This window comes from Cupriavidus sp. Met-2, from assembly GCF_049843575.1.
Taxonomy (GTDB): Bacteria; Pseudomonadota; Gammaproteobacteria; order Burkholderiales; family Burkholderiaceae; genus Cupriavidus; species Cupriavidus metallidurans.
Map to the genome: position 1 here is coordinate 1 of NZ_JBBHZL010000017.1, position 23,336 is coordinate 23,336.

23 protein-coding genes are annotated in these 23,336 nt (G+C 64.6%); 14 read left to right on the plus strand and 9 right to left on the minus strand.

The genetic code is table 11. The features are described from left to right. Nucleotides 1-386 precede the first annotated feature (386 nt). The 7 genes from WD006_RS26990 to msuE all read left to right on the plus strand — a co-directional run bounded on the left by WD006_RS26990 (nt 387) and on the right by msuE (nt 7,456). Nucleotides 387-845 (plus strand): MarR family winged helix-turn-helix transcriptional regulator, encoded by a 459-nt coding sequence (locus tag WD006_RS26990; protein ID WP_008651197.1) that lies wholly within the window; start codon nt 387-389, stop codon nt 843-845. A gap of 5 nt (nt 846-850) precedes the next feature. Then, nucleotides 851-2,830: an FUSC family protein gene (locus tag WD006_RS26995; protein WP_375199102.1), complete on the plus strand. Its 1,980-nt coding sequence runs from the start codon at nt 851-853 to the stop codon at nt 2,828-2,830. Continuing rightward, a complete protein-coding gene (locus WD006_RS27000; RefSeq protein ID WP_008651199.1) occupies nt 2,830-3,039 on the plus strand; it encodes a DUF1656 domain-containing protein in 210 nt (69 codons plus the stop codon). Before WD006_RS26995 ends, WD006_RS27000 begins: the two co-directional genes overlap by 1 nt. Then, nucleotides 3,036-4,022, plus strand: a complete 987-nt coding sequence (locus tag WD006_RS27005) for an efflux RND transporter periplasmic adaptor subunit (RefSeq protein WP_024569413.1) — start codon at nt 3,036-3,038, stop codon at nt 4,020-4,022. The genes WD006_RS27000 and WD006_RS27005 overlap by 4 nt, the downstream gene beginning before the upstream one ends. Beyond that, nucleotides 4,019-5,509 carry an efflux transporter outer membrane subunit gene (locus tag WD006_RS27010; protein WP_029306354.1) on the plus strand — a complete coding sequence of 497 codons (1,491 nt, stop codon included), beginning with the start codon at nt 4,019-4,021 and terminating at the stop codon, nt 5,507-5,509. Before WD006_RS27005 ends, WD006_RS27010 begins: the two co-directional genes overlap by 4 nt. Before the next feature lie 231 nt (nt 5,510-5,740). Then, nucleotides 5,741-6,553 (plus strand): MetQ/NlpA family ABC transporter substrate-binding protein, encoded by an 813-nt coding sequence (locus tag WD006_RS27015; RefSeq protein WP_008651202.1) that lies wholly within the window; start codon nt 5,741-5,743, stop codon nt 6,551-6,553. A gap of 339 nt (nt 6,554-6,892) precedes the next feature. Next, complete coding sequence (gene msuE, locus WD006_RS27020; RefSeq protein ID WP_008651203.1) at nt 6,893-7,456, plus strand: FMN reductase; 564 nt, start codon at nt 6,893-6,895, stop codon at nt 7,454-7,456. Between the two features lie 54 nt (nt 7,457-7,510). Here msuE and WD006_RS27025 read toward each other — a convergent pair whose 3' ends face one another. Continuing rightward, the gene (locus tag WD006_RS27025) at nt 7,511-8,986 is read right to left on the minus strand and encodes an amidase (RefSeq protein ID WP_029306353.1); all 1,476 of its coding nucleotides are present in this window, start codon (nt 8,984-8,986) and stop codon (nt 7,511-7,513) included. A 151-nt stretch (nt 8,987-9,137) separates the two neighbouring features. Between WD006_RS27025 and WD006_RS27030 the strand changes: the two genes are divergently transcribed. Beyond that, nucleotides 9,138-9,452 (plus strand): excalibur calcium-binding domain-containing protein, encoded by a 315-nt coding sequence (locus WD006_RS27030; RefSeq protein WP_011519216.1) that lies wholly within the window; start codon nt 9,138-9,140, stop codon nt 9,450-9,452. Nucleotides 9,453-9,504: 52 nt separating this feature from the next. On the opposite strand, the gene fghA is transcribed toward WD006_RS27030, so the two are convergent. The 4 genes from fghA to WD006_RS27050 form a co-directional block, all read right to left on the minus strand. Continuing rightward, nucleotides 9,505-10,353, minus strand: coding sequence for an S-formylglutathione hydrolase (gene fghA / locus WD006_RS27035; RefSeq protein ID WP_011519215.1), 849 nt, complete (start codon nt 10,351-10,353; stop codon nt 9,505-9,507). An 11-nt stretch (nt 10,354-10,364) separates the two neighbouring features. After that, nucleotides 10,365-11,471, minus strand: a complete 1,107-nt coding sequence (locus WD006_RS27040) for an S-(hydroxymethyl)glutathione dehydrogenase/class III alcohol dehydrogenase (protein WP_011519214.1) — start codon at nt 11,469-11,471, stop codon at nt 10,365-10,367. A 110-nt stretch (nt 11,472-11,581) separates the two neighbouring features. Beyond that, nucleotides 11,582-12,943, minus strand: coding sequence for an NTP/NDP exchange transporter (locus WD006_RS27045; protein WP_029306352.1), 1,362 nt, complete (start codon nt 12,941-12,943; stop codon nt 11,582-11,584). A 39-nt stretch (nt 12,944-12,982) separates the two neighbouring features. Continuing rightward, entirely contained in the window at nt 12,983-13,906 is a 924-nt protein-coding gene (locus tag WD006_RS27050; protein WP_011519212.1) for an aldo/keto reductase, read from the minus strand. Between the two features lie 171 nt (nt 13,907-14,077). Between WD006_RS27050 and WD006_RS27055 the strand changes: the two genes are divergently transcribed. The 6 genes from WD006_RS27055 (at nt 14,078) to WD006_RS27080 (ending at nt 18,577) form a co-directional block, all read left to right on the plus strand. Continuing rightward, nucleotides 14,078-14,941 carry a branched-chain amino acid ABC transporter permease gene (locus WD006_RS27055; protein ID WP_375199104.1) on the plus strand — a complete coding sequence of 288 codons (864 nt, stop codon included), beginning with the start codon at nt 14,078-14,080 and terminating at the stop codon, nt 14,939-14,941. After that, nucleotides 14,938-15,933 (plus strand): branched-chain amino acid ABC transporter permease, encoded by a 996-nt coding sequence (locus WD006_RS27060; protein WP_029306350.1) that lies wholly within the window; start codon nt 14,938-14,940, stop codon nt 15,931-15,933. The genes WD006_RS27055 and WD006_RS27060 overlap by 4 nt, the downstream gene beginning before the upstream one ends. Then, nucleotides 15,930-16,682 carry an ABC transporter ATP-binding protein gene (locus WD006_RS27065; protein ID WP_029306349.1) on the plus strand — a complete coding sequence of 251 codons (753 nt, stop codon included), beginning with the start codon at nt 15,930-15,932 and terminating at the stop codon, nt 16,680-16,682. Before WD006_RS27060 ends, WD006_RS27065 begins: the two co-directional genes overlap by 4 nt. Continuing rightward, nucleotides 16,675-17,376 (plus strand): ABC transporter ATP-binding protein, encoded by a 702-nt coding sequence (locus WD006_RS27070; RefSeq protein WP_029306348.1) that lies wholly within the window; start codon nt 16,675-16,677, stop codon nt 17,374-17,376. Before WD006_RS27065 ends, WD006_RS27070 begins: the two co-directional genes overlap by 8 nt. A gap of 233 nt (nt 17,377-17,609) precedes the next feature. Beyond that, nucleotides 17,610-17,876 (plus strand): hypothetical protein, encoded by a 267-nt coding sequence (locus tag WD006_RS27075; protein ID WP_029306347.1) that lies wholly within the window; start codon nt 17,610-17,612, stop codon nt 17,874-17,876. A 233-nt stretch (nt 17,877-18,109) separates the two neighbouring features. After that, nucleotides 18,110-18,577, plus strand: a complete 468-nt coding sequence (locus WD006_RS27080) for a GNAT family N-acetyltransferase (RefSeq protein WP_029306346.1) — start codon at nt 18,110-18,112, stop codon at nt 18,575-18,577. 37 nt (nt 18,578-18,614) lie between these two features. Here the strand turns inward: WD006_RS27080 and WD006_RS27085 are convergent, their stop codons facing one another. The 4 genes from WD006_RS27085 to WD006_RS27100 all read right to left on the minus strand — a co-directional run bounded on the left by WD006_RS27085 (nt 18,615) and on the right by WD006_RS27100 (nt 23,336). Next, the gene (locus WD006_RS27085) at nt 18,615-19,796 is read right to left on the minus strand and encodes an ABC transporter substrate-binding protein (protein ID WP_029306345.1); all 1,182 of its coding nucleotides are present in this window, start codon (nt 19,794-19,796) and stop codon (nt 18,615-18,617) included. 134 nt (nt 19,797-19,930) lie between these two features. After that, the gene (locus WD006_RS27090; protein WP_029306344.1) at nt 19,931-21,292 is read right to left on the minus strand and encodes a GntP family permease; all 1,362 of its coding nucleotides are present in this window, start codon (nt 21,290-21,292) and stop codon (nt 19,931-19,933) included. 173 nt (nt 21,293-21,465) lie between these two features. Continuing rightward, entirely contained in the window at nt 21,466-21,858 is a 393-nt protein-coding gene (locus tag WD006_RS27095; protein WP_008651227.1) for a RidA family protein, read from the minus strand. A 14-nt stretch (nt 21,859-21,872) separates the two neighbouring features. Further along, the gene (locus WD006_RS27100) at nt 21,873-23,336 is read right to left on the minus strand and encodes an N-acyl-D-amino-acid deacylase family protein (RefSeq protein WP_029306343.1); all 1,464 of its coding nucleotides are present in this window, start codon (nt 23,334-23,336) and stop codon (nt 21,873-21,875) included.

Sequence of the window (23,336 nt, forward strand, 5' to 3'; positions counted from 1 at the left end):
GTGGGGCGCTATCAGCGCTATCTGCGCTATCAACCCAATCCCGATCAACGCTGCGAGCAGTGTCGCCAGCGTGAACCTTGCTCGGCGCCGGGCGGTCGCCATGGTGATTGTCATCGACGGTCCTCGTGGGCAGGCCATGCGGGCCTGATTGGGGCGACTGTATTTCCATGAAGTAGAGGCGGATATCGCCGATCTGCGGAAGTGCCCGTAACGTTGTTGCCGATGGATGTTTTCAGATATTTCTGAGGCGCTGTCAGTAGTGCCGAGGCGACGATTGCGTCCCATCTCCAAATTTCCGCGCAGCATTGAGGGTCTCTTGATGCACATGAACTAGTTCGCAGAGAAATCATTTGCATCCTAATAGATTCACATCTATCATTCTGCCCATGCCAAAGATCGATGCCCTTCTTTTCGCCTTTACCGGCCAGTTGATGCTGGCCGGGCGCCAGTGGCGGCAGATCAGCCAGGCCGCAGTGACCGCGCACGGGATTTCCGCCGCGGCCGCCGCGCCGCTGCTGTTCATTCGCCGTCTGGGCGGTGGTGTGCGCCAGGTGACTCTGGCCGATTACGTGGGCGTGGAAGGCGCGACGCTGGTGCGTCTGGTCGACCAACTCAGCGCGGCCGGGCTGGTGCGTCGCGAGGTGGATTCGAGTGATCGCCGGGCCAATGTGCTGTCCCTGACGGAAGAGGGCGAGCGCATGGCGGAGTTGATCGAGGTGGCGCTGAAACAACTGCGGACCGAGGTGTTCGCCGATATCAGCGAATCGGACATGGCGGCCACGTTGCGTGTGTTCGACGCCCTGGCGCGCGCGGCTGCATCTACATCGGGCAAGCAGGAGTCCTGAGCAACATGGGTAGTTGGCCGTCCGCGAGAGATTGGGTCTTTTCCATCAAGGCCTTCGTCGCAGCGATGCTGGCATTGTGGATTGCGATGTATCTCGGCCTGCCGCGCCCCTACTGGGCGATGGGCTCCGTCTATATCGTGGCGCATCCGCTGACCGGCGCCACGCGCTCCAAGGCGCTGTATCGCGTGCTGGGCACGCTGCTGGGCGCCGCCGCTGGCATTCTGATGGTCCCGCCACTGGTCAACGCGCCGCCTCTGCTGATGGGCGCCGTGGCGATCTGGACCGCCTGCCTCTTGTACGTGGCGCTGCTGCATCGCACGCCGCGCAGCTATGTCTTCATGTTGGCGGCCTATACGTTGCCGCTCGTCGCGCTGCCTTCGGTCGATAATCCAGCCGGTATCTTCGATCTTGCCGTCGCGCGGTCCGAGGAAATCTGCCTGGGCATCCTGTGCGCCAGCGTGGTTGGCGCGGTCGTGTTTCCGGCCAGCGTAGCCAATGTGCTGCGCGACAAGTCTCGCCAATGGATGGCCGATGCGACGCTGTGGGCGAGCGACATGCTGTCGGCAAGCCCCGGCAAGCAGGTGTCGCGCCACCATAGTCGCCATCGTCTGGCCGCCGATATCCTGGCGCTGGACCAACTCATCAGCCAACTGAGCTACGACGCCGAAAGTGCCCAGCGTGTGCGTGCCGCGCGTGAGCTGCGTGGCCGCATGACGATGCTGCTGCCCGTGATGTCGTCCCTGGCGACCGTCGTCGAATCGATGCAGTCCGCCGGCGGCGTGCCGGAACCCCTGGCCGCGCAGATGCGGGCGGTGAAGGCCTGGATTCAGGCGGGCGCCGCGGAAGGGGAGCGTCCCGAACTGACGTCCACGCCCGTCCAGGCGGGTTGGGATGCCGCCTTGGTCGCAGCAGCCGAAGATCGTCTGCAACAGATGGCGGCCTTGTGGCACGACTGCGTCTCGCTGTGCCGCCGCCTTGGTGAAAAGCACATCGAAGGCGAATGGCTGCCGGAGTTCCTGCGTTGGGATGTTGGCCGCGCCCGCCACTACGACCACGGCATGCTGCTGTTCTCGACCGTGACGGTGGCGCTGGCCATCTTCGCGATGGGCATGATCTGGATTCACACTGGCTGGGCCGATGGAGCTGGTGCTGTGGCGCTTGGCGCAATCTCGTGCTGTTTCTTCGCCGCGCTCGACGAGCCCGCGCCGATGATCCAGTCGTTCTTCAACTGGAACGTGGTTTGCCTGCTGATCTCGATGGTGATGCTGTTCGCGGTCCTGCCGATCGCGCACGATTTCGAGATGCTGGTGCTGATGTTCGCGGTGCCGTACCTGATCATCGGCCTGCTGGTGGCGCAGCCGCGCCTGGCGATGATCGGGATGCCGCTGGCCGTGGTTACGGCAAACGACATCGGTATCTCGGGCGCCTACAGTGCGAATTTCCAGAGTTTTTTCAACAGCAACCTGGCAGGTATCGCCGGGATCGCGTTCGCCCTGGTCTGGACACTGGCGGTGCGGCCTTTCGGTACGCGAGCCGCAACGCGCCGGCTGGTGCGCTCCGGCTGGAGTGACATCGCCGAGAACGCCGTGAGTACGCGTCCGGAGTCTCATTCGACGCTGCGCGCGCGGATGCTCGATCGTCTGGCACAACTCGTGCCCCGGCTGGCTGCGAGCGAAAGCGAAGTATCTGCCGACGGCTTCAGCGAAGTGCGTGTGGAACTCTGCACGCTGGCGCTGCAACGCGAGATGGCGGAGCTGGAAGCCGATGAGCAGCATGCAGTGAATCGCGTGCTGCGCAACGTGTCCGGCTATTACCAGTCACGTTTGAAAGGTGCCATCGATGCGCCGCCGCCGGCGTTGCTGACGCGACTGGGCAAGGCCCAGCAGAAGGTGCGTTCGCGTATCGCACTGGCGGCTCTCGTGGACCTTCAGGTTGCCCTGTTTCCGCCGGTCGTGGTGCCGGCAACCGTTTCCGGAAAAGCATGATGCCCGGTGAAATCAGTATCTATGGCGTGTACATCCCCAGCTTGCTGGTGTGGATGCTTGCCGCCTTCGTCATTACGAGCGCCGCGCGGGCGGTGCTGACGCGTGTCGGCTTCTACAAGCTCGTGTGGCACCGTTCCCTCTTCAACCTGGCGCTGTATGCGATCGTCCTCGGTGGGGTGGTTGCGTTGGTGCCCTCGCTGCAATCATGAAACTGAGACTCTCCTCGCTCGGGCCAGTCGTGCTGACGCTGGCCGTCACCGCCGTTGGCGCGGTCGTTGTCAAACACCTTTGGGACTACTACACCGTGGCGCCGTGGACGCGCGACGGCCACATCCGCGCCGAGGTGGTGCAGGTGGCACCCGATGTCTCCGGGCTGGTCACGCGGATCGCGGTCAAGGACAACCAGCATGTGAAGGCAGGCGACGTTCTGTTCGAGATCGACCACGAACGCTATGCGCTGGCGCTGCGTCAGGCGGAAGCCACGGCGGCGGCGGTGCGCGCCAATCTGGCCCAGGCACGCCGCGAGGCGAAGCGCAGCCAGACGCTTTCCGAGGTGGTCTCGAAGGAAATCGTCGAAGAGGGGCTGGCCAAGGTGCAGCAGGGCGAGGCCCAGCTGGCACAGGCCGAGGCCGCGATCGGCGTGGCGAAGCTGAATCTGGAGCGCACCCACGTGGTGAGCCCGGTGGAAGGCTACGTCAACGACCGCCTGCCGCGTCTGGGGGATTACGTCGTGACCGGCAAGCCGGTGCTGTCGATGGTCGATTCGAACTCGTTCCACGTGGAAGGCTACTTCGAGGAAACCAAGCTGAAGGGTATCCATATCGGCAGCCCCGTCGATATCCGCGTCATGGGCGAGAAGCGCGTGCTGCACGGCCATGTGCAGAGCATCGCAGCCGGTATCGAAGACCGTGATCGCACCAATGGCTCGAACCTGCTGCCGAACGTGAACCCGACGTTCAACTGGGTGCGTCTGGCGCAGCGCGTGCCGGTGCGCATCCAGTTCGACCAGATGCCCGAGGATGTACGCCTGGTGGCAGGACGCACGGCCACCGTGTCGGTGAAGGCCGATGACGAAAAGAACATCGGGGAAACGGAAGACAAGCCGACCGCGCCGGCGGCCGGCCGTAGTGCCTCGCAGGACAAGGTTGCGCTGGCCGGCAAGCGCGCGCCCTCAACCGGAGCAGTGCAGTGAAACGCTTTGCCCGTGCCTCGCTGGCGGCGATGTTGCCGCTTGCGCTGGCCGCTTGCATGACCGTCGGCCCTGATCACAAGGTGCCCGACGATGCGGTCGTGAAGTCATCGGCCGCCAATGGACCGTTTGCCGGCACCGACAGCGATGCGGTGTCGATCGGCGATGTTCCGAACGACTGGTGGCGTCTGTACGACGATCCCCGTATCGACGATCTGGTGCAGCAGGCACTGGTGGCCAACACCGACCTGCGTGTGGCCGCCGCCAATCTGAAGCGCTCGATCGCCGTGTATCACGAGGTGGAAGCCGAGAATCTCCCGGAAACGAAGTTCCGGGCCAGTGCGGAGCGCGGCCAGATCGCTGGCGAACCGCTGCTGCACGAAGAGAAGATTCCGGTCATGAACTTCGGCGACATTGGTCTCAATGTTTCGTACCTGATTGACTTCTGGGGCAAGCTCAAGCGTGCCGACGAAGCCGCCTTGGCATCGGCGCAGGCCAGCCATGCGGCGCTGGACCAAGCCCGTGTGGGCGTGGTGGCGGAGACCGTGCGTGCGTATGTGCAAGGATGCACAGCCACGCACGAACTACATGTGGCCGCGCATCAGCTCGACCTGCAGGAACGCGGCGTGAAGCTGGCGCAGAAACTGGTCGATGCTGGCCGAGGTCAGCCGACCGATCTGCTGCGCGCCGAGGCGCAAGCCGACACCCTGCGTTCGGCACTGCCGAAGTATCGTGCGGAGCAGGAAGGCGCGGCATACCGCCTGGCGGTAATGCTGGGCAAGCCGCCGACTGCGCTCGATGTCAGCGGCGTGGCATGCGAGCACGTACCGGCGTTGAAGCAGGCGCTGCCCGTTGGCGATGGCATGGCGCTGCTCAAGCGCCGACCGGACGTTCGCCAGGCCGAGCGCGAGCTGGCATCGGCAACGGCCAAGATCGGCGTGGCTACCGCGGACCTGTTCCCGCAGATCCGCATCGGTGCATCGGCAGGTTTCACCGGTATCCTCGACCACCTTGGTCAGGCGCCGACCGCGCACTGGGGCTGGGGCCCCGCGATTTCGTGGACGATCCCGACCAGCGGCACGCGCGCGCGCATCCACAACATGGAGTACGGGGCCGAAGGGGCGCTGGCTCATTTCGACGGCGTGGTGCTGAAGGCGCTGCGCGAGACGCAGACCGCGCTGTCGGCCTATACGCACGAACTGGACCGGAACGCGTCACTGCGCTCGGCGCGCGACAAGGCCAATGAGGCAGCCCGCCAGAACCGGCTGCTGTGGCAGGCAGGCCGATCGCCGTATCTGCAGAGCCTGGATGCCGACCGCACGCTGGCCAATACCGATGCCGCGCTGGCCGCATCCGACGCGCAGGTTGCGATGGATCAGATCAACCTGTTCCTGGCGCTTGGTGGTGGATGGCAGGATGCGCCGGCCATTGCCAGTCATCCGGTGGGCAAGGAGCCCGGACAGGCCACGGAACACACCGAGGAGCACTGAGGAGCGCCGAGGAACAATAAGGTAAGCTTCGGCCTCGGCCACGCCTTGGCTGCACTATCGAACTGATTCTGGCGTCGTTGCGCGGCTTCGCCGTACGATTTGTACTGGCTGCGGCCAGGCGCCAAGCCAGAACCGCTTCGCTTCAGTTTGATAGCGCCGCTTACCCGGCGAGGACCGACCGCCATGACATCTGCGCTTGGCGGCTCCTCGATTCCCAGGAAAACAAGACCTATGAAAATGCTCTCGATTTCAAAGACCCTGGCTGCCGCAACCGTGGCGCTGGGTATCGTAGCCGCCGGCAACGCGGCGGCTCAGGAACAGACGATCCGCGTGGGCACCGTCAGTGGCCCCGACGCCGAAGTCTGGCAAGTGGTGCAGAAGGTGGCCAAGAAGAACGGCCTGAACGTGAAGGTGGTCGAGTTCAACGACTACGTGCAGCCGAACGCCGCGCTCGACGCGGGCGACCTCGACGCCAACAGCTTCCAGCACCAGCCGTATCTGGACAGCCAGATCAAGCAGCGTGGCTACAAGATGACCAGCGTCGGCTACACCTATATCTCGCCGCTGGGCATCTATTCGAAGAACCTGAAGTCGTCGAAGGATCTGCCGCAGGGCGCCAAGGTGGCCGTGCCGAACGACCCGTCGAACGAGAACCGCGCATTGCTGCTGCTGGCCGCCCAGGGCGCGATCAAGCTCAAGCCGGGCGTGGGCACGAATGGCGTCAACGCCACGCCGCTCGACGTGGCCGAGAACCCGAAGAAGCTGAAGATCGTGGAACTCGACGCAGCCCAGCTTGCCCGCGCGCTGCCTGACGTGGCCGCCGCCGTGATCAATACCAACTACGCGCTGGCCGCCGGCCTGCAGCCGACGAAGGACGCGATCGCGCTGGAAGACATCCACAGCCCCTACGCCAACATCATCGTCGTGCGCACGCAGGACAAGGACAAGCCGTGGGTGAAGAAGCTCGTGGCCGCCTATCAGTCGGAAGAAGTGCGCCAGTTCATGAAGGCCCAGTACAAGGGCGCCATGGTGCCGTCCTTCTAAGAAGCCGCTTCAAAGAGATTCTGGCGTCGTTGCGGGGCCTTGCCGTACTACTTGTACTGTCTGCGGCCCCGCCCTTGCAGGGCGCGCATGTGCTTGCAGGCACATGCCGTTCCGCAGGCGGCTCGCATGCGAGCCGAAACCCCTGCTTCACCCTAGCCAGAACCGCTTCGCTTCATTTTGAAGCAGCTTCCAAGCAGCAAGGTTCCATTACCTTGGCTTGATGCGGAACGGCGGCCAATGGTCGCCGTTTTTGCATCTATCCATAGTCGAATTGCTTCGTTCGCAACGCACGGACGGGGCGCTAAGGTAGGGGACCGATTCCCGCCCCGGAGACTTACCGTGTCAACCCCGCTCAAAGTCGTTGCCGTCAATGGCAGTGCTCATCAACCGTCCCGCACGCTCGTACTGGTGCAGGCACTGCTGGCCGAACTGGATCAACGGCTCGTGCTGGATACGCAGATTGTCGACCTCAGCGAGATCGCCCGACCGCTCGGCGCGTCGCTGACCCGCGACGAACTGCCGCCCGACATCGAGGCACAACTGGCCGCGATCGAATCGGCTGATCTCGTGATTGCCGCGGCGCCGGTGTATCGCGGTTCGTTCCCCGGTCACTTCAAGCATCTGTTTGACCTGGTGGGCATGGATGCGCTGGCAGGCAAGCCGGTACTGCTGGCAGCCACCGGTGGCAGTGACCGTCATGCGCTTGTGCTCGAGCACCAACTGCGTCCGCTGTTCAGCTTCCTGCAGGCGCTGACGCTGCCAATCGGTGTGTACGCTTCCACGGCGGATTTCGATGGGTATCAGGTGGGCAGCAAGTCGCTGGCCGACAGGATCACCCTCGCGGTCGAACGTGCCGCGCCGCTGTTTGCCAATGCAGCGAGGCAGTTGCGGCGGGTGGCCTGAAGTACCGTATTGCTTTCTCCCCTCCCTGCACGACGTGAGAGGGGAGCAGAACCCTCAGCCTTCGATAGCCGGCGGCAGGCGATCATTGACCCAGTCGCGCACCTTCTCATAGGCCGCTGCCAGTTGCAGCACACCCAGATCGTCGCGCGGCCTGCCGATCAGTTGCATCCCCATTGGCAATCCGTCCGCGTTGAATCCCACCGGCACGCTGATCACCGGGCAGCCCGATAGCGTCCACGCGACCACCACTTCCATCCAGCGATGGTACGTGTCCATCTGCCTGTCGGCGATTTGCTTTGGCCAGTGTTGCGTGACGTCGAACGGAAACACCTGTGCGGTGGGCACGGCGATGTAGTCGAACTGGGTGAACGTCCGTTGCAGCGCCTGGTACCACGCACTGCGATCGGTGCTGGCGGCGTACAGATCGCTGGCCTTGAGGTCCAGCGAGCCTTCGATTTCCCATATCGCCTCGGACTTGAGCTGCGCACGCGTGGACGGATTGGTGTACAGCCCCAGACGCGAATTCCCAGTCAGGAAATGGCGATAGACAAGCCAGGTTTGCCAGATTTTCTCGGGCGGGTAGGGTGCTTTGATGGCCTCGACGTCCACGCCGAAATCCGGGAAGAAGCGCAGCGCCTGCTCGCAGAGCGACAGGATGCCGTCTTCCATCGGCAGGTAACCACCCCAGTCGCCCAGCCATGCAACACGCTTGCCGGTGAGATCCGTTTTCAGTATGTCCGCGACGTTTGCCGGTGTCAGCGAAGCCAGCATCGGATCGTGTGGCAGCGCCTGCGGCGTGCGCGCGTCGGGGCCGGATTGCGTGGCCAGCAGTAGCGCGAGATCCTCGACATTGCGTGCCATCGGCCCTTCGCTGCCCAGCTGGGGCAGAAACAACTCCGGCGTCGGGCCGTAAGGCACGCGTCCCGCTGAAGGCCGGAACCCATAGACATTGCAGAACGCAGCGGGATTGCGCAGCGACCCGCCAAAGTCGCTGCCATCGGCAACCGGCAGCATACGCAGCGCCAGCGCGGCGGCTGCACCACCACTGGAGCCGCCAGCCGAGCGCGTGGGATCGTAGGGATTCAGCGTGGCGCCATAGACGGGATTGAACGTGTGCGACCCCAGCCCGAACTCAGGCGTGTTGGTCTTGCCGATCAGGATCGAGCCGGCACGTCGCATACGCTCTACGATGACCGAATCACTGGCGGGGATATTGTCGCGAAAGATCGGCGATCCGTACGTTGTGCGAATGCCGCGCGTCATCGCCAGATCCTTCGGCGCCTGCGGGAAGCCATGCATCCAGCCGGAAGACTTGCCCGCCGCCAGCGCTTCGTCGGCCGCCGATGCCTCGCGCATCAGCGCTTCCTCGTCCTGCATGGCGACGATGGCGTTGCTGCCCGGGTTGACTCGGGCGATGTGCGCCAGATAGGCCGTCATGACTTCCCGGCTCGACACCTCCTTCTTGTGAATGGCCTCGGAAAGCTGTCGGGCAGACAGCATGACGATGGGGTCGGGACGGTAGGCGGACATCGGAGGAGGGCGCAAATTGGATGTGGCGGAAGACGGCATCATGAATGAATTGCCCGCGCTCGTGTATTGGGAGTTGACCGCGAGGCGTGTTGATCACGCCATGTCGTATCATTCCTGCCCAAAACCACAAAAATGACACTAGGGAGAAGCAATGCGCAAGCTGATATTGGTCGCCGCACTGTGCGCCGCCGGGTACTACTACTATCAGCACGACCGGCAGGCGCGCCTGCTGGCGGCAACGGAGATTGTGGCGGCAACGGAGACTGTGGCGGCCGAACCGTCTGCGCCGATCAGCCTGAGTCGGTCGAAACCGGCGGTGCAGTCATTCAGTTGCCAGGGCAAGACCAGATGCAACGAGATGACGTCCTGCGACGAGGCAACGTTCTATCTTCAGAACTGTCCTGGTACGAAAATCGATGGCGACGGTGATGGCATCCCATGCGAGAGGACGCTCTGCGGCGGCTAGAGGGATTCAGGCGTGAATGGATGCCGGCGCCGGGATGCGCCGGCATCAGTCCTTAAAGCTGCTCTGCGTGATGCCGCACGTGGTCGGCAATGAACGTCGAGATGAAGTAGTACCCGTGGTCGTACCCGTCGTGCCGACGTAGTGTCAGGGGCTGCCCGGCCTTTTCACAGGCGGCCTCGAACACTTCCGGATGCAGTTGCTCGGCCAAGAATTTGTCGGCGAGCCCCTGATCGATCAGGATGCCGGCCGGGAAGGGTGCCGACGTCTGCGCGCGCATCAGGGCACTGGCATCGTGCTGGGCCCAGCGGCTGCGATCTTCGCCAAGGTAGCCGGTGAACGCCTTCACGCCCCACGGGCAGTCCGACGGCGCCGCGATTGGCGCGAACGCCGATACCGATCGGAACCGCTGCGGGAAGCGCTGGGCCAGTACCAGCGCGCCATGTCCACCCATGGAATGCCCAAAGATCCCTACCCGTGCCGCATCGGCGGGAAGCTCGCGGGTCACCAACTGGAACAACTCATCCGCAACGTAGCTCTCCATGCGCCAGTGCATGCGCCATGGCGTTTCGACCGCATCCACGTAGAAGCCGGCGCCCACGCCGAAGTCCCACGCATCGGCCTCGCCCGGCACATGCGCGCCGCGCGGACTCGTATCCGGGCCCACCAGGATCAGGCCGTGCTCGGCGGCAAAGCGCTGCGCGTTAGCCTTGATCGCGAAGGTTTCCTCGGTGCAGGTCAGGCCGGCCAGATAGAACAGCGCTGGCAGCGGCTTCGCGCCGGGTTGCAGCGCCTGCGGCGGGAGATAGACCGAGAACCGCATCGGCAGCCCGATGGCCACCGACTGGTGCTGGTAGAAGCGCTGGACGCCGCCGTGGCAGCCGTGTTCTGACAGCAGTTCCATGGATCGCGTCCTCAGTACAGGACCACCGAGCGGATCGATTCGCCGCGCTTCATCAGGTCGAAGCCCTCGTTGATGCGGTCGAGCGGCAGCGTATGCGTGATCAGGTCGTCGATGTTCAGCTTGCCGTCCATGTACCAGTCGACGATCTTGGGCACATCGGTGCGCCCGCGCGCGCCGCCGAAGGCCGAGCCCTTCCATTCGCGGCCCGTGACGAGCTGGAACGGACGGGTAGAGATTTCAGCGCCCGCTTCGGCCACGCCGATGATGATCGACTTGCCCCAGCCCTTGTGGCAGCACTCCAGCGCCTGACGCATGACCTGCGTGTTGCCGATGCACTCGAACGAGTAGTCGGCGCCGCCGTCGGTCAGTTGGACGATGTGGTCCACCACGTTGTCAACATCCTTCGGATTCACGAAGTGGGTCATGCCGAACTTGCGTGCCATCGCCTCACGCGCGGGATTGAGGTCCACGCCGATGATCTTGTCGGCGCCGACCATCTTTGCACCCTGGATCACGTTCAGGCCGATGCCGCCCAGGCCGAACACCACCACGTTCGCGCCGGCTTCCACCTTGGCCGTGAAGATTACCGCGCCCACGCCCGTGGTCACGCCGCAGCCGATGTAGCAAACCTTGTCGAACGGTGCGTCGGGGCGGATCTTGGCCAGCGCGATCTCCGGCACCACGATATGGTTGGCGAACGTCGACGTGCCCATGTAGTGGAAGATAGGCTTGCCATCGATCGAGAAGCGCGAGGTGCCATCCGGCATCAGACCCTTGCCCTGCGTGGCGCGGATGGCCTGGCACAGGTTGGTCTTGCGCGACAGGCAGAACTTGCACTGACGGCATTCCGGCGTGTAGAGCGGAATCACGTGATCGCCCGGCTTGAGCGACGTGACACCCGGACCAACGTCGGTGACGATGCCCGCGCCTTCATGGCCCAGGATGGCGGGGAAAATGCCTTCGGGGTCCGCGCCGGACAGCGTGTAATAGTCCGTATGGCAGATGCCGGTGGCCTTGATCTCCACGAGGACTTCGCCCGCGCGCGGACCGTCGAGGTCCACCTCTTCGATGGTGAGTGGTGCACCGGCTTTCCAGGCGATGGCGGCTTTGGTTTTCATGAAGCAACTCCCGAGCGAATGAATTGAGGCGGCACGTGTCCGCGTGACAGGCCAATACCAAGGCCACGACTATAAGCCGAACCGCGCGCACGAGCCAGACCAGCGGGCGATTATCGGCTGCCGGTCTGGCCTCGGGCGAGTACAGCCGGTGAGGATTTCTCGACTGTCAGTTCGGTCAGTTGACCTTCGTGCTGGCGGCCAAGCCACCAGCCTAGCCAGCCCCACACGATGGCGAGTACCGCGCCCGCCAGCGCCACGGTTGCGGGGTGCCCGGACAAGGCGTCGATCGCCGTTTTCACCCAGGCGCTGACGGCATCGCCGGCACGATAGATTGCGGTATCGATGACGTTCTTGGCCTTGTACTTGGTTTCCGGGTCGACCACCGTAAACAGCATCTCCCGGCCGGGGCGCAGCATCGCGTACTCCCCGACGCGCCGCACGATCATGGCAGCCGCGAGCACGCCGAATGTGGGCCACATCGCCAGTAGCAGGAAGCCGCCGGTCACGGCCAGCGGCACGGCGGTCAACAGGGCGGTCACGCCGTAGCGCCGCGCCACGCGTCCTGAAAGGAAGATCTGCACGAGGATCGTTAGCGCCTGCACGGTGGCGTCGAGCGCGCTGAATACCTGTGTCTGCTGCGCACGCGAGTGGAAGGTGGCCGCCACCAGTCGTGCCTGCTCGAAGTAGAGGAACGTGCTCGATGTGGCCAGCAGGATCACGAACAGGCTGATACCGATGAGGTACCGGGAACGGAGGACCAGGGACAGACCAGCCCAGAGTCCGCCGCCTACCGGTTGCGCGGGGTCCGCCGCCGAAGCTGTCTCGCTGCCGGGCGCACCCGCTCCATACCTGCGTCGCCAGGCGAACAGGTAGCCGACCCCGGGCAGCGTCGCGGCCAGCAACGCGGCCGACAGCAACATCAGGCCAGTCAATCCGATGTGTCCCACGAGCCCGGCGCCGAGTACGGGTCCGGCGAGACCGCCTGCGCTGGCGCCTGCCGCGATGATTGCGAACAGTCGCTTGGCCTGTTCGGGCCGGAATACATCGGCCATCAGGCTCCACGCCACCGATACCACAAACAGGTTGAAGACCGAGATCCAGACATAGAACACGCGGGCCAGCCAGACACTATCGGGCAGGGCGCGGGTGACCAGCGCGAACGCCACGAGGTTGGCGATGAAGAATGCGTAGACCCATGGCACGAAGCGCCGGCGCGGCAGCCACTTGCAACATGCGCCGTAGAACGGGATGGCCACGAGCATCACCACGAACGTCGCGGTAAACAGCCACTGCAGATTCTGCACGCCGCCAGCGATGCCCATCGTCTCCCGCACGGGCCGCAGCATGAAGTAGCTCGCGAACAGGCAGAAGAAGAACAGGAAGCCCGCCACCACGGCCGGAGTTTCGCTCCGATCGATGCCAAGCAGCCCGCTGGGGCCGTCGGGATTGGGAGACGGGTCGGGTGTGTCCATGGCGAAGGCCGACGGTCAGGCCAGCAGTCAGGTCAGCAGTCAGGCCAGCGCCGCTGCGATGCGGGCGCGTTCGGGCGTATCGGGCATCCGCCCGAACGCGGCGCCTGCGTTGTCGAGCATATTGTGCGGATTGGAGGTGGCCGGGATGGCGGCGGTGACAGCGGGATGACTGACGATGAACTTCAGGAAGAGCTGACCCCAGGACTCGCAGTCGACCTCGGCGGCCCAGTCTGGCACGGGCTTGCCCTTGACGGCCGCAAACAGGCGCCCGTCCTGGAACGGGCGGTTGATCAACACGGCTACGCCGCGCTCCTGGCATAGCGGCAGCAACACGCGCTCGGCACCGCGTTCGCCCAGTGAATAGTTGATCTGGACGAAGTCGAGCCTCTCGGCCCGCACGATCTGCGCGACGGCATCCTGCGCGTCTTCCCGATAGTGGGTGATGCCGATATACCGCGTCTTGCGCTGTTCCTTCCATTGCCGAAGCAGCTTCAGGTTGTCGCGCCAGTCGATCAGGTTGTGCACCTGCAGCAAATCGACCGCATCCGTATGCAGATCAGATAGCGAACTGGCGAACTGCGCTGGCGCACTGGCTGCGTTGGCTGAGATCTTGGTGGCCAGGAAGACGCGGCGCCGCGCGTCGGCGGCTTGCAGCAGGTCGCCGGTCACCGCTTCGGCGCTGCCATAGCTCGGCGCGGTATCGACGACGGCGCTTGGCAGGCGTTGCAGCAGCACGGCCATGACTTCGGTCAGGGGCGCGCGTTCTTCGGTGCTCTTGCCGGTGTTGAACGTACGGGCCGTCCCCATGCCAATGACGGGCAATTGCACGGTCGAGCCCGGAATCTTGCGCCGCATCGGCGCGTCGACGGTTGCGGCGCTGGCCGTGTTGCCGAGCGTGAGGCCGGCTGGCAGCGCGGCCAGCGAGGCGGAGATTCCCAGAAAGGTGCGGCGGTCAATCGACATGGCGATGTCCCCGGCTGTCAGGTGCAACGACCTTAGCGCTTGTGGGGGGCGAAGTAAACCGGCACCGGGTGCTGCGCGGGTCGCGCCCGATTGCAAAAATGCGGCGAGACCTGAACAATCGGCGCCAACCTTCCCGAACCCGCGGTCATCCATGAAAAGGACCGGATTGTGATATCGAGCTTGCCTGGCGTGCTGTTCGATGGCGTGGCATACGGCAGCCTGCTGTTCCTCATCAGCATCGGGCTGTCCGTGACGATGGGGCTGATGAACTTCGTGAACCTGGCGCATGGCGCGTTCGCGATGCTTGGCGGCTACGTGGCGGTGGTGCTGATGAACCGGGCCGGGGTGCCGTTCCTGGCAGCATTGCCGCTGGCGTTCCTGGGCGCGGCGGCAGCCGGCTGGGTGCTTGAGCGCACGCTCTATCGCAGGCTGTATCGGGCCAGCCACCTGGACCAGGTGCTGTTCTCGATCGGCCTGACCTTCATGGCGATGGCGGGCGCCACGTGGCTGTTCGGCCCGGGCCAGCAGCCCGTGGTATTGCCGGATTTCCTGATTGGGCAGGTTCGCGTGGGCGGGGTCGACCTCGGCGCCTACCGCCTGTTCCTGATCGCGGTCGTGATCGCCATTACGCTGGCGCTTGGGTGGCTTGTTGCGCGTACCCGCTTTGGCGCGCAGGTGCGCGCGGCAGTCGATCATCAGCAGGCGGCGCGCGGACTTGGCATCGACGTCGAACGCGTGTTCAGCCTGACCTTCGCGCTGGGATCGGGCCTGGCCGGACTTGGCGGTGGGCTGGGCATCGACGTGTTGGGCCTCGATCCGACGTTTCCGCTCAAGTACATGGTGTATTTCCTGCTCGTGGTCGCCGTTGGCGGTGCCGGGAGTATCCGTGGCTCGCTGGTCGCCGCGATCGTGCTGGGCATGGCGGACGTGGCAGGCAAGTACTACGTGCCCGAGATCGGCGCGTTCGTGATCTACGCGATGATGGTGCTGCTGCTGGTAGCGTTTCCCGCAGGTCTCTACGGGAGGCGCGCATGAAGACCCGTGTGCATCGTCTGCCCGATGGCCGCTGGCATCCGGCGGAGATCGTGTTCTGGCTGGCGCCGGTCGTGGCGTTCTTCTTGCTGCCCGACTACCTGATCCTCGGCAGCCAGATCCTGATCGTTGGACTCTTCGCGCTATCGCTCGATCTGATTCTGGGTTATGCGGGCATCGTGTCGCTGGGCCATGCGGCGTTCTTCGGCCTGGGCGCGTACATGGCCGGTCTGCTTGGCGCGCATGGCTGGGGTGAGCCACTCACGGGCTTGCTAGCCGCAGCTGCGGTGGCGGCGCTGGCCGGATGGCTGTGCAGCTTCCTCGTGATCCGGGGCGGCGATCTGACCCGGCTGATGGTGACGCTCGGCATCGGCCTGATGTTGTTCGAGGCGGCGAACAAGGCGGCATTTCTGACGGGTGGCGTCGACGGGCTCTCCGGCGTGACGATGAACAAGCTGCTTGGCATGTTCGAGTTCGACCTGTTCGGCAAGACCGCTTATGTCTACAGCCTGGTGGTGCTGTTTGTGATCTTTCTGCTGGTGCGAAGGCTGGTGGCTTCGCCATTCGGTCTGTCGCTGCGGGGTATTCGCGAGGGTGCGCGGCGAATGCCAGCGCTTGGGACCGACGTGCCCGCACGACTTCGGGCGGTCTTCACGGTGGCAGCGGCGATTGCCGGCGTGGCGGGCGGCTTGCTGGCCCAGACCACGCAGTTTGTCGGCATGGATGTGCTCGGCTTTCCGCGCTCGGCTGAATTGCTGGTGATGCTGGTGCTTGGTGGCACTGGGCGGCTTTACGGCGCGTTGGTTGGCGCGGCATTGTTCATGATCGCGCAGGACGTCCTGGCTGGTATCAACCCCGTGTACTGGCAATTCTGGATCGGGTTGCTGCTGGTGGTCATCGTGTTGTTCGCGAGAGGTGGTGTGATGGGGGCGCTGTCGGCGCTCGGCCGGCGCAGGCATCCGTCCGAGCCAGCGCGAAAGGAGGTCGACGCATGACCGCGATCCTGCGCACGGAAGGGCTGAGCAAATCGTGGGGCGCGTTCGCGGCGAACAGCGACGTCTCGCTGACGTTCAAACCGGGCGCCCGCCATGCGCTGATCGGACCCAATGGGGCGGGCAAGACCACGTTTGTCAATCTGCTGACCGGGGCGCTGGCGCCGTCGGCAGGACGCATCTGGCTCGGCGAGCGTGACATCACCACGCTGCCGCAGCACGTGCGCGTGAAGCTGGGCATGACGCGCACATTCCAGATCAACACGCTGTTCCCCGGGCTGACGGTGCTCGAATCAGTAGTGCTGGCGGTCGCCGAGCGCACGGGGGCGGGGCGCGTCTGGAGGCGCACGGTGGCGTCGCAGGTCGCGCTCGTCGACGAGGCGATGGCAGTGCTGGCCATGCTCAGGCTCGAGGCCGACGCCGATGTCGAGACCCGGCAATTGCCCTATGGCAAACAGCGCCTGCTGGAGATGGCACTCGCGCTGGCCACGCGGCCTTCGATCCTGCTGCTCGACGAGCCCGCCGCCGGCATTCCGACCGGTGAGAGTGCAGAGTTATTCGCGGTGATTGCCGCGCTGCCCCGCGACATCACCATCGTTTTCATCGAGCACGATATGGATCTGGTGTTCCGCTTCGCCGAACGCATCACGGTACTGGTGGCCGGGCGCGTATTGATGGAAGGGACGCCGGCTGAAGTCTCCACCGACCCAAGAGTGCGTGAGGTCTATCTTGGAGAGGCCGCCCATGAGTGATCTGCTACGGCTGGAGACTGTCAGCGCCGGATATGGCGAGGCGACGGTGCTCGAGCAGATCGATCTGGCGCTGGGCGCCGGCGACAGCCTCGCGCTGCTGGGCCGTAACGGCGTAGGCAAGACTACGTTGCTGTCCACGCTGATGGGCTTCACGCGATTGCGCGGGGGCAAGCTGGTCTGGCAAGGGCGGGATCTGGCCAGGGTGCCGCCGCATCGCCGTGCCCAGAGCGGCATCGGCTGGGTGCCGCAGGAGCGCTGGGTCTTTCCCTCGCTGACCGTGGAGGAGCATCTCGGCGCGGTGGCCCGGCCCGGGCCATGGGATGTCCAGCGTGTGTATCGGACCTTTCCGAGGTTGGGTGAGCGTCGGCGTAATCTCGGCAACCAGTTGTCTGGCGGGGAGCAGCAGATGCTGGCCATTGGCCGGGCACTGATGGTCAACCCCGCCCTGTTGCTGCTGGACGAGCCGATGGAAGGGCTGGCGCCGGTCATCGTGCAGGAGTTGCAGCGCGTGATCGCAGGGCTGATCGCAGACGCGGGCATGGCTGTGATCGTGGTGGAGCAACACGCGCGGTTGGCGTTGGGCATGACCCGGCAGGCGATTGTTCTGGACCGGGGCCGAGTAGTGCACCGGTCGGATAGCGCCACACTGCTAGCCGACAAGGCGTTGCTGGATCGGCTGGTTTCGGTCCGATAGCCGAGGGGCGGGCGTTCGCATTAGCGCTCGGACGATTCCGAACGTTTTCGGAATCGTCTTATATCCGCGTGGTCTCCCGGCTTTGACAATGCATGGGTCGCTACAAGGGTGGCGACGCGGGCCACACGCCCGCCTGAACGCTTTGTCGAAAGAAAGGAGTTACGCCATGCATCGCCACGATGTCTGCATCTTACTTGCCGTTCCGGTCTCCCTCCCCCTGGGGAGGCCGGGGCATGGATAAGCCGGTACCCGGAGCCGCTTCGCGCAAGCCCGCCGGCAAGCGGCAGGCCGGGCCACCAGGGCAACCCCATGCGGGCTTTCCAGCGCCGGATGTGATGGCGTTCCGGCAGTTGCAGCGCGTCGAAGGGGCAATGGGTGTGGTGACGGTTGCAGTCGAGCACGCCGCCGCGCCGGAGTTTTCGAATGAAGGGGCTGCGCTGATCCTGCGCATGTTGAGGCAGGAGGCAGCCAGGGCTCTCGAGGAGCTGTCGCCGTACTGATTGGCGCCGGAGCGGATTCACGGTCTGTGGTATCCGCTCCGCCAATGCCCGTCAGTGCATCCGATCCGGTCTTGGGTTGAAGTTGGTAACAGGATTTTTATAAGAGGCGCTATCAAAATGAAGCGAAGCGGTTCTGGCTAGACGCGCGGGCGCAGACAGTACAAGTGGACTGGCCAAGGCCGCGCAACGACGCCAGAATCATTTTGATAGCGCCTCTAACAGGATTTTTGTCCATGGATGTTCGTACCATCGGTGTCGATGACCTCGACCTCATTTGCCAGCATCGGGAGGCGATGTTTCAGGAGGCAGGCTTTGCCCCGGGCACGTTGCGCACGATGACAGACCACTTTCGCGCCTGGCTGCGGCCACGCCTGGCGGATGGCAGCTACTTCGGCTTTCTGTTGACCGATGCGGGGCGCCCTGTAGCGGGTATCGGCCTGATGCTGGTCGACTGGCCACCGCATCCCGCGCATCCGACACAGGATCGCCGGGGCTATGTCCTCAACGTCTATGTAGCGCCAACGCGCCGGCGCCGGGGTCTGGCGCAGCAGTTGATGGCGCTGGCCGAGGCGGAGTTCGCGCGACGCCGCGTGGAATTTGCCGTTCTCCACGCTACCGAGGCAGGTCGACCGCTCTATCAACGGAGCGGCTGGAATCAGACTTCGGAGATGTCCAAGGTGATTGCCCCGCCCGCGCCGTGATGGCACGGGCGCGGCAACCACGCCGAGCGCCTTGGGGCTACTTCCCCGAGTCCTTCACGCCATCGAACTTGTCGAATTCGACGTTGTAGAGCTCGCCGTTCACCTTCTCTACCTTCCGGATATAGACCGTCTGGACCACGTCGCGGGTGGCGGGGTCAATCGTGATGGCGCCGCGCGGGCTCTGCAGTTTCATGCCCTTCAGAGCGCCAACGAGCTTGTCGCCGTCCGTCGCGCCGTTGGTCTTCTTCAGCGCATCGTAGATGGCGGCCATGCCGTCGTATGCGGCCACGGCCATGAAGTTCGGGCGTCCGGCCCCTGGGTTGGCATCGGCAAAGGCCTTCAGGAACGCCTTGTTCTCCTTCGAATCATGCGCCGCCGAGTAGTGGAACGACGTGATCACGCCCAACGTGGCATCGCCCATGGCCGGCAGCACGTGGTCGTCGGTCAGGTCGCCCGTGGCGATGACGCGGATACCGGCATCGGCCAGCCCACGTTCGCGGAAGCCCTTCATGAACGCCACGCCTTGTTCGCCTGCCGGCAGGAACAGGAACACGGCCTCGGGTTTGGCATCCTTGATGCGCTGGATGAACGGGGCGAACTCGGGATTTCGCAGCGGCACGCGGATCGATTCGACAATCTGGCCGCCACCGCCCAGGAAGTTGGTTTTGAAGGCCGTTTCGGCGTCGATGCCAGGGGCGTAGTCTGCGACCAGCGTCACGACCTTGCGGACGTTATTGCGAACGGCCCACGTCGCCATCGGTGCCGAGATCTGCGGCAGCGTCATCGACACGCGGGTGATGTAGTTTGACTTGGTGGTGATGACCGACGACGCCGCATTGAAAATCACCATCGGCTTCTTCGCCTGCTCGGCGACCGGGGCAACGGCCAGCGCCTCGGGCGTCAGGCCGAAGCCTGCCAGGATATCGACCTTGTCGCGCACCACCAGCTCCTGCGCCAGCCGCTTGGCGACCTCGGGGACCGGACCCGTGGTGTCCTTCATGATCACCTCGATCTTGCGGCCCGCCACGACGTCGCCGTTCAGCTTCTGCCAGGCCTTGATGCCGCCTTCCATCTGCTTGCCGTAGTCGGCAAAGCTGCCAGAAAACGGGGCGATCAGGCCAATCTTCACGGGATCGGCCGCAAGGGTGAGGAGGGGATACGCGAGGACGGCGAAGGCGCTGCAGGCCGTGATGGCACGCCGCATCGGACTGAACGTCATGAGAGTCTCCCGGAAGTGCAGCATCGGACGGCTGCATCGAACAGGGAGTGTAGGAGGGGTGGGGGCTTTGTGCTACCCCGGGTTTTCTCCCCCGCCGTCGGGCGGAACAGGGGAGAAAACACCGCCGCGAAGCCTCAGGTCACCGTCGCCAGTCCCAGCGTCAGTAGCAACGCCACGACCGAAATGATCGTTTCGGCGACCGACCAGGTCTTGAAGGTCTGGGTCACGGTCATGTTGAAGTACTCCTTGACCAGCCAGAAGCCGCCGTCGTTGACGTGCGACAGGATCAGCGAACCGGCGCCGGTCGTCAGCACCAGCAGTTCGGGGCGCGTGCCCGGCACGCTGGCGGCGATCGGGGCGACGATGCCGGCGGCGGTGGTCATGGCCACGGTGGCCGAGCCGGTGGCGATGCGGATCATCACGGCCACCAGCCAGCCCAATACCAGCACCGAGACGTTTGCGTGGGTTGCCACGTCGACGATGGCGGTGGAGATGCCGGAGTCGCGCAGGATGCGGCCGAAGCCACCGCCGGCACCCACCACGAGGGTGATGATGGCGGTCGGCGCCACGCACTCGTTGGTGAACTTCAGGATCGCATCGCGACCGAAGCCGCGGGCCTTGCCGAAGGTATAGAAGCTGACCAGCGCGGCGATCAGCAGTGCCATGACCGAGTTACCGATCAGCTTGAGGAAGTCGTTGGCGAAGGTCTTCGGCGTGGCAATCAGGTCCGCCCAGCTACCAATCAGCATCAGAATCACCGGCAGCAGGATCGTGAAGACAGTGATGCCGAAGCCTGGCAATTGGCGCGTGGCCTTGATGTTCTCGGCTTCTTCGGTGAACTGCGCGGCCAGCGGGTTGACCTCGGGCAGCTTCACGTGGCGGTCGATCAGCTTGGCGAACAGCGGGCCAGCGATGGCGGCTGTCGGGACACCGACGATCAGCGCGTACATGATCGTCTTGCCCATGTCAGCGCCGTAGGCCTGCACAGCCAGCAGCGCGGCAGGGTGCGGCGGAATCAGCCCGTGCACCACCGAGAGGCCGGCGACCATCGGGATGCCAACCAGCACCATCGAGGTATTGGTGCGCTTGGCGACGTTGAAGGCGATCGGGACGAGCAGCACGAAGCCCACCTCGAAGAACACCGGCAGGCCGACGATGAAGGCGATGACCACCATCGCCCAGTGCACGTTCTTCTCGCCGAAGAAGTCGATCAGCGTCAGCGCGATGCGCTCGGCGCCGCCCGATTCGGCCATCATCTTGCCAAGCATCGTGCCGAGCCCGATCACGAGCGCGATATGCCCGAGCGTGCCGCCGACACCCGCTTCGAACGACTTGACGATGTCGCCCATCGGCATCCCCACGGCGAAGCCCAGCGCCACCGAGACCACCACGAGCGTGATGAATGGATTCAGTTTGAATTTGGCGATCAGGATCACCAGCGCGATCACGGCGATCAGCGCATAGACCAAGAGCGTGGTTCCTGTAACGGCACCCATGTCGTCTCCTTTTTGCGGGTGCCGCCGGTCCGGACGGTCCGCTTCCGCGTGTGAAAAAGCCGCTATGCCTTGTGTCGCGTAGCGGCGGGTTGAGAAAGCTGGAAAAGCTAAAAAGCTATGAAGCTGTGGCCCTGGCTCGGCTGGCTCGCCGACCACGCCCACGCCGGCCGGGTTCAGGCCGCCGGCTTCTTGTAGGCGATGCAATCCACTTCGACCTTGCAGTCGACCACCATGCTCGATTGCACGCAGGCCCGGGCCGGCGGATTGGCGCCGAAGTATTCCTTGAAGATCTTGTTGAACGACGTGAAGTCGCGGGCATCGTCCAGCCAGACGCCGCAGCGAACCACATGCTCCGGGCCGTAGCCGGCTTCCGCCAGGATGGCCATGACGTTCTGAATGGCCTGGTGGCTCTGCGCGACGATGCCGCCGTCGATGACTTCGCCGTTGACCATCGGTACCTGGCCCGACACGTAGAGCCAGCCGTCCGCTTGCACGGCGCGTGCGAACGGCATGTGCGAGCCGCCCTGGCCGGTGCCACCTTCGACGCCGAATCGTTTGATATCCATGGAAACTCCTGTTTTCAGTGTTGTTGCTGGGTGCCGCGTGGCAGGAAGCGGCCGGCGCGTACGCCGGTGGCGGCGCGTTGCCGCCATGTCAACTCGCCGTTGACCCAGACGGCCGCAATGCCTTCGGCCGGTTGCTGCGGATCGGTGAAGCTCGCCGCGTCGCGGATCGTGGCGGCGTCGAACAGAACGAGATCGGCCCAGTAGCCTTCGCGCACGAAGCCGCGACCGGTCAGGCCGAAGCGCTCGGCCGACATGCCAGTCATCTTGTTGACGGCCACCGCGAGCGGGAACAGTTCGCGATCGCGCGCGTAGTGGCCCAGCACGCGTGGAAATGCGCCCCAAAGGCGCGGATGCGGTAGCGGGTCGTTGGGTAGCCCGTCGGACCCAACCACGGTGGCAGGATGGCTCAGGATGCGATCGACGTCCGCATCCTCCATGCAGTGATAGACGGCGCCGGCAGGCTGCAGGCGCCGTGCCGCCTCAAGCAGGTCGACGTTCCACTCGGCGGCGATATCGGCCAGCAGCCGGCCACCCATCGTGGGATGCGGCTCGGACCAGGTGACCTGGATGTCAAAGTCGCTGGTGACCTGCTTGAGATCGAGTGTCGACGAACTGGCGGTGTAGGGGTAGCAGTCGCAGCCAACCGGTTGCCAACGCTCCGCGCCTTCGAGCGCGGCGAGCACCTCGCCGCTACGGCCCCAGTTCGACACGCCCGCGCATTTCAGGTGCGAGATCACCACCGGCACGCGCGCGTGCCGGCCGATGCGGAAGGCTTCGTCCATCGCGTCCAGAATCTCCGCGAACTCGCTGCGCAAGTGGGTGGCGTAGATCGCGCCTGCCTTGGCCAGCGGTTCGGCCAGCGCCAGCACTTCGTCGGTGGGAGCGTGGAATGCGTTGGCATATGCCAGGCCGGTGGAAAGCCCAAGCGCGCCATGATCCAGGGCTTCCTGAAGCTGGCCGCGCATTGCGGCGGTCTCGGCCTCGGTCGCGGGCCTGTCGAGCCTGTCCATATGATTGCTGCGCAGCGCGGTATGGCCGACCAGTGCGGCCACGTTTACGGCTGGTTTCGCGGCGTTGACGGCTGCCACATACGTTTTGAAGTCGGGGTAGCGAAACGCGTCGGCGCGGCCCAGCAGGTTCATCGGGTCGGGTGGATCACCGGCCAGCGTGACGGGTGCGGCGCTGATGCCGCAGTTTCCGACGACCACAGTGGTCACGCCTTGCGAGATCTTCGGTGTCATCGCCGGCTCACGCACGACATTGGTGTCGTCGTGCGTATGGACATCGATGAACCCGGGGGAGAGCACCAGACCGTGACCTTCCACGACGTTTGACGCGGAATCGGGGTCGATCGCGCCAGGCTCGTCGATGCGGGCGATGCGGCCATCGCGGATCGCCACGTCGGCCAGGCGCGCCGCGGCGCCCGAGCCATCGAGCAGCAGCACGCAGCGGATCAGGGTATCGAACAGGTGTGGCAT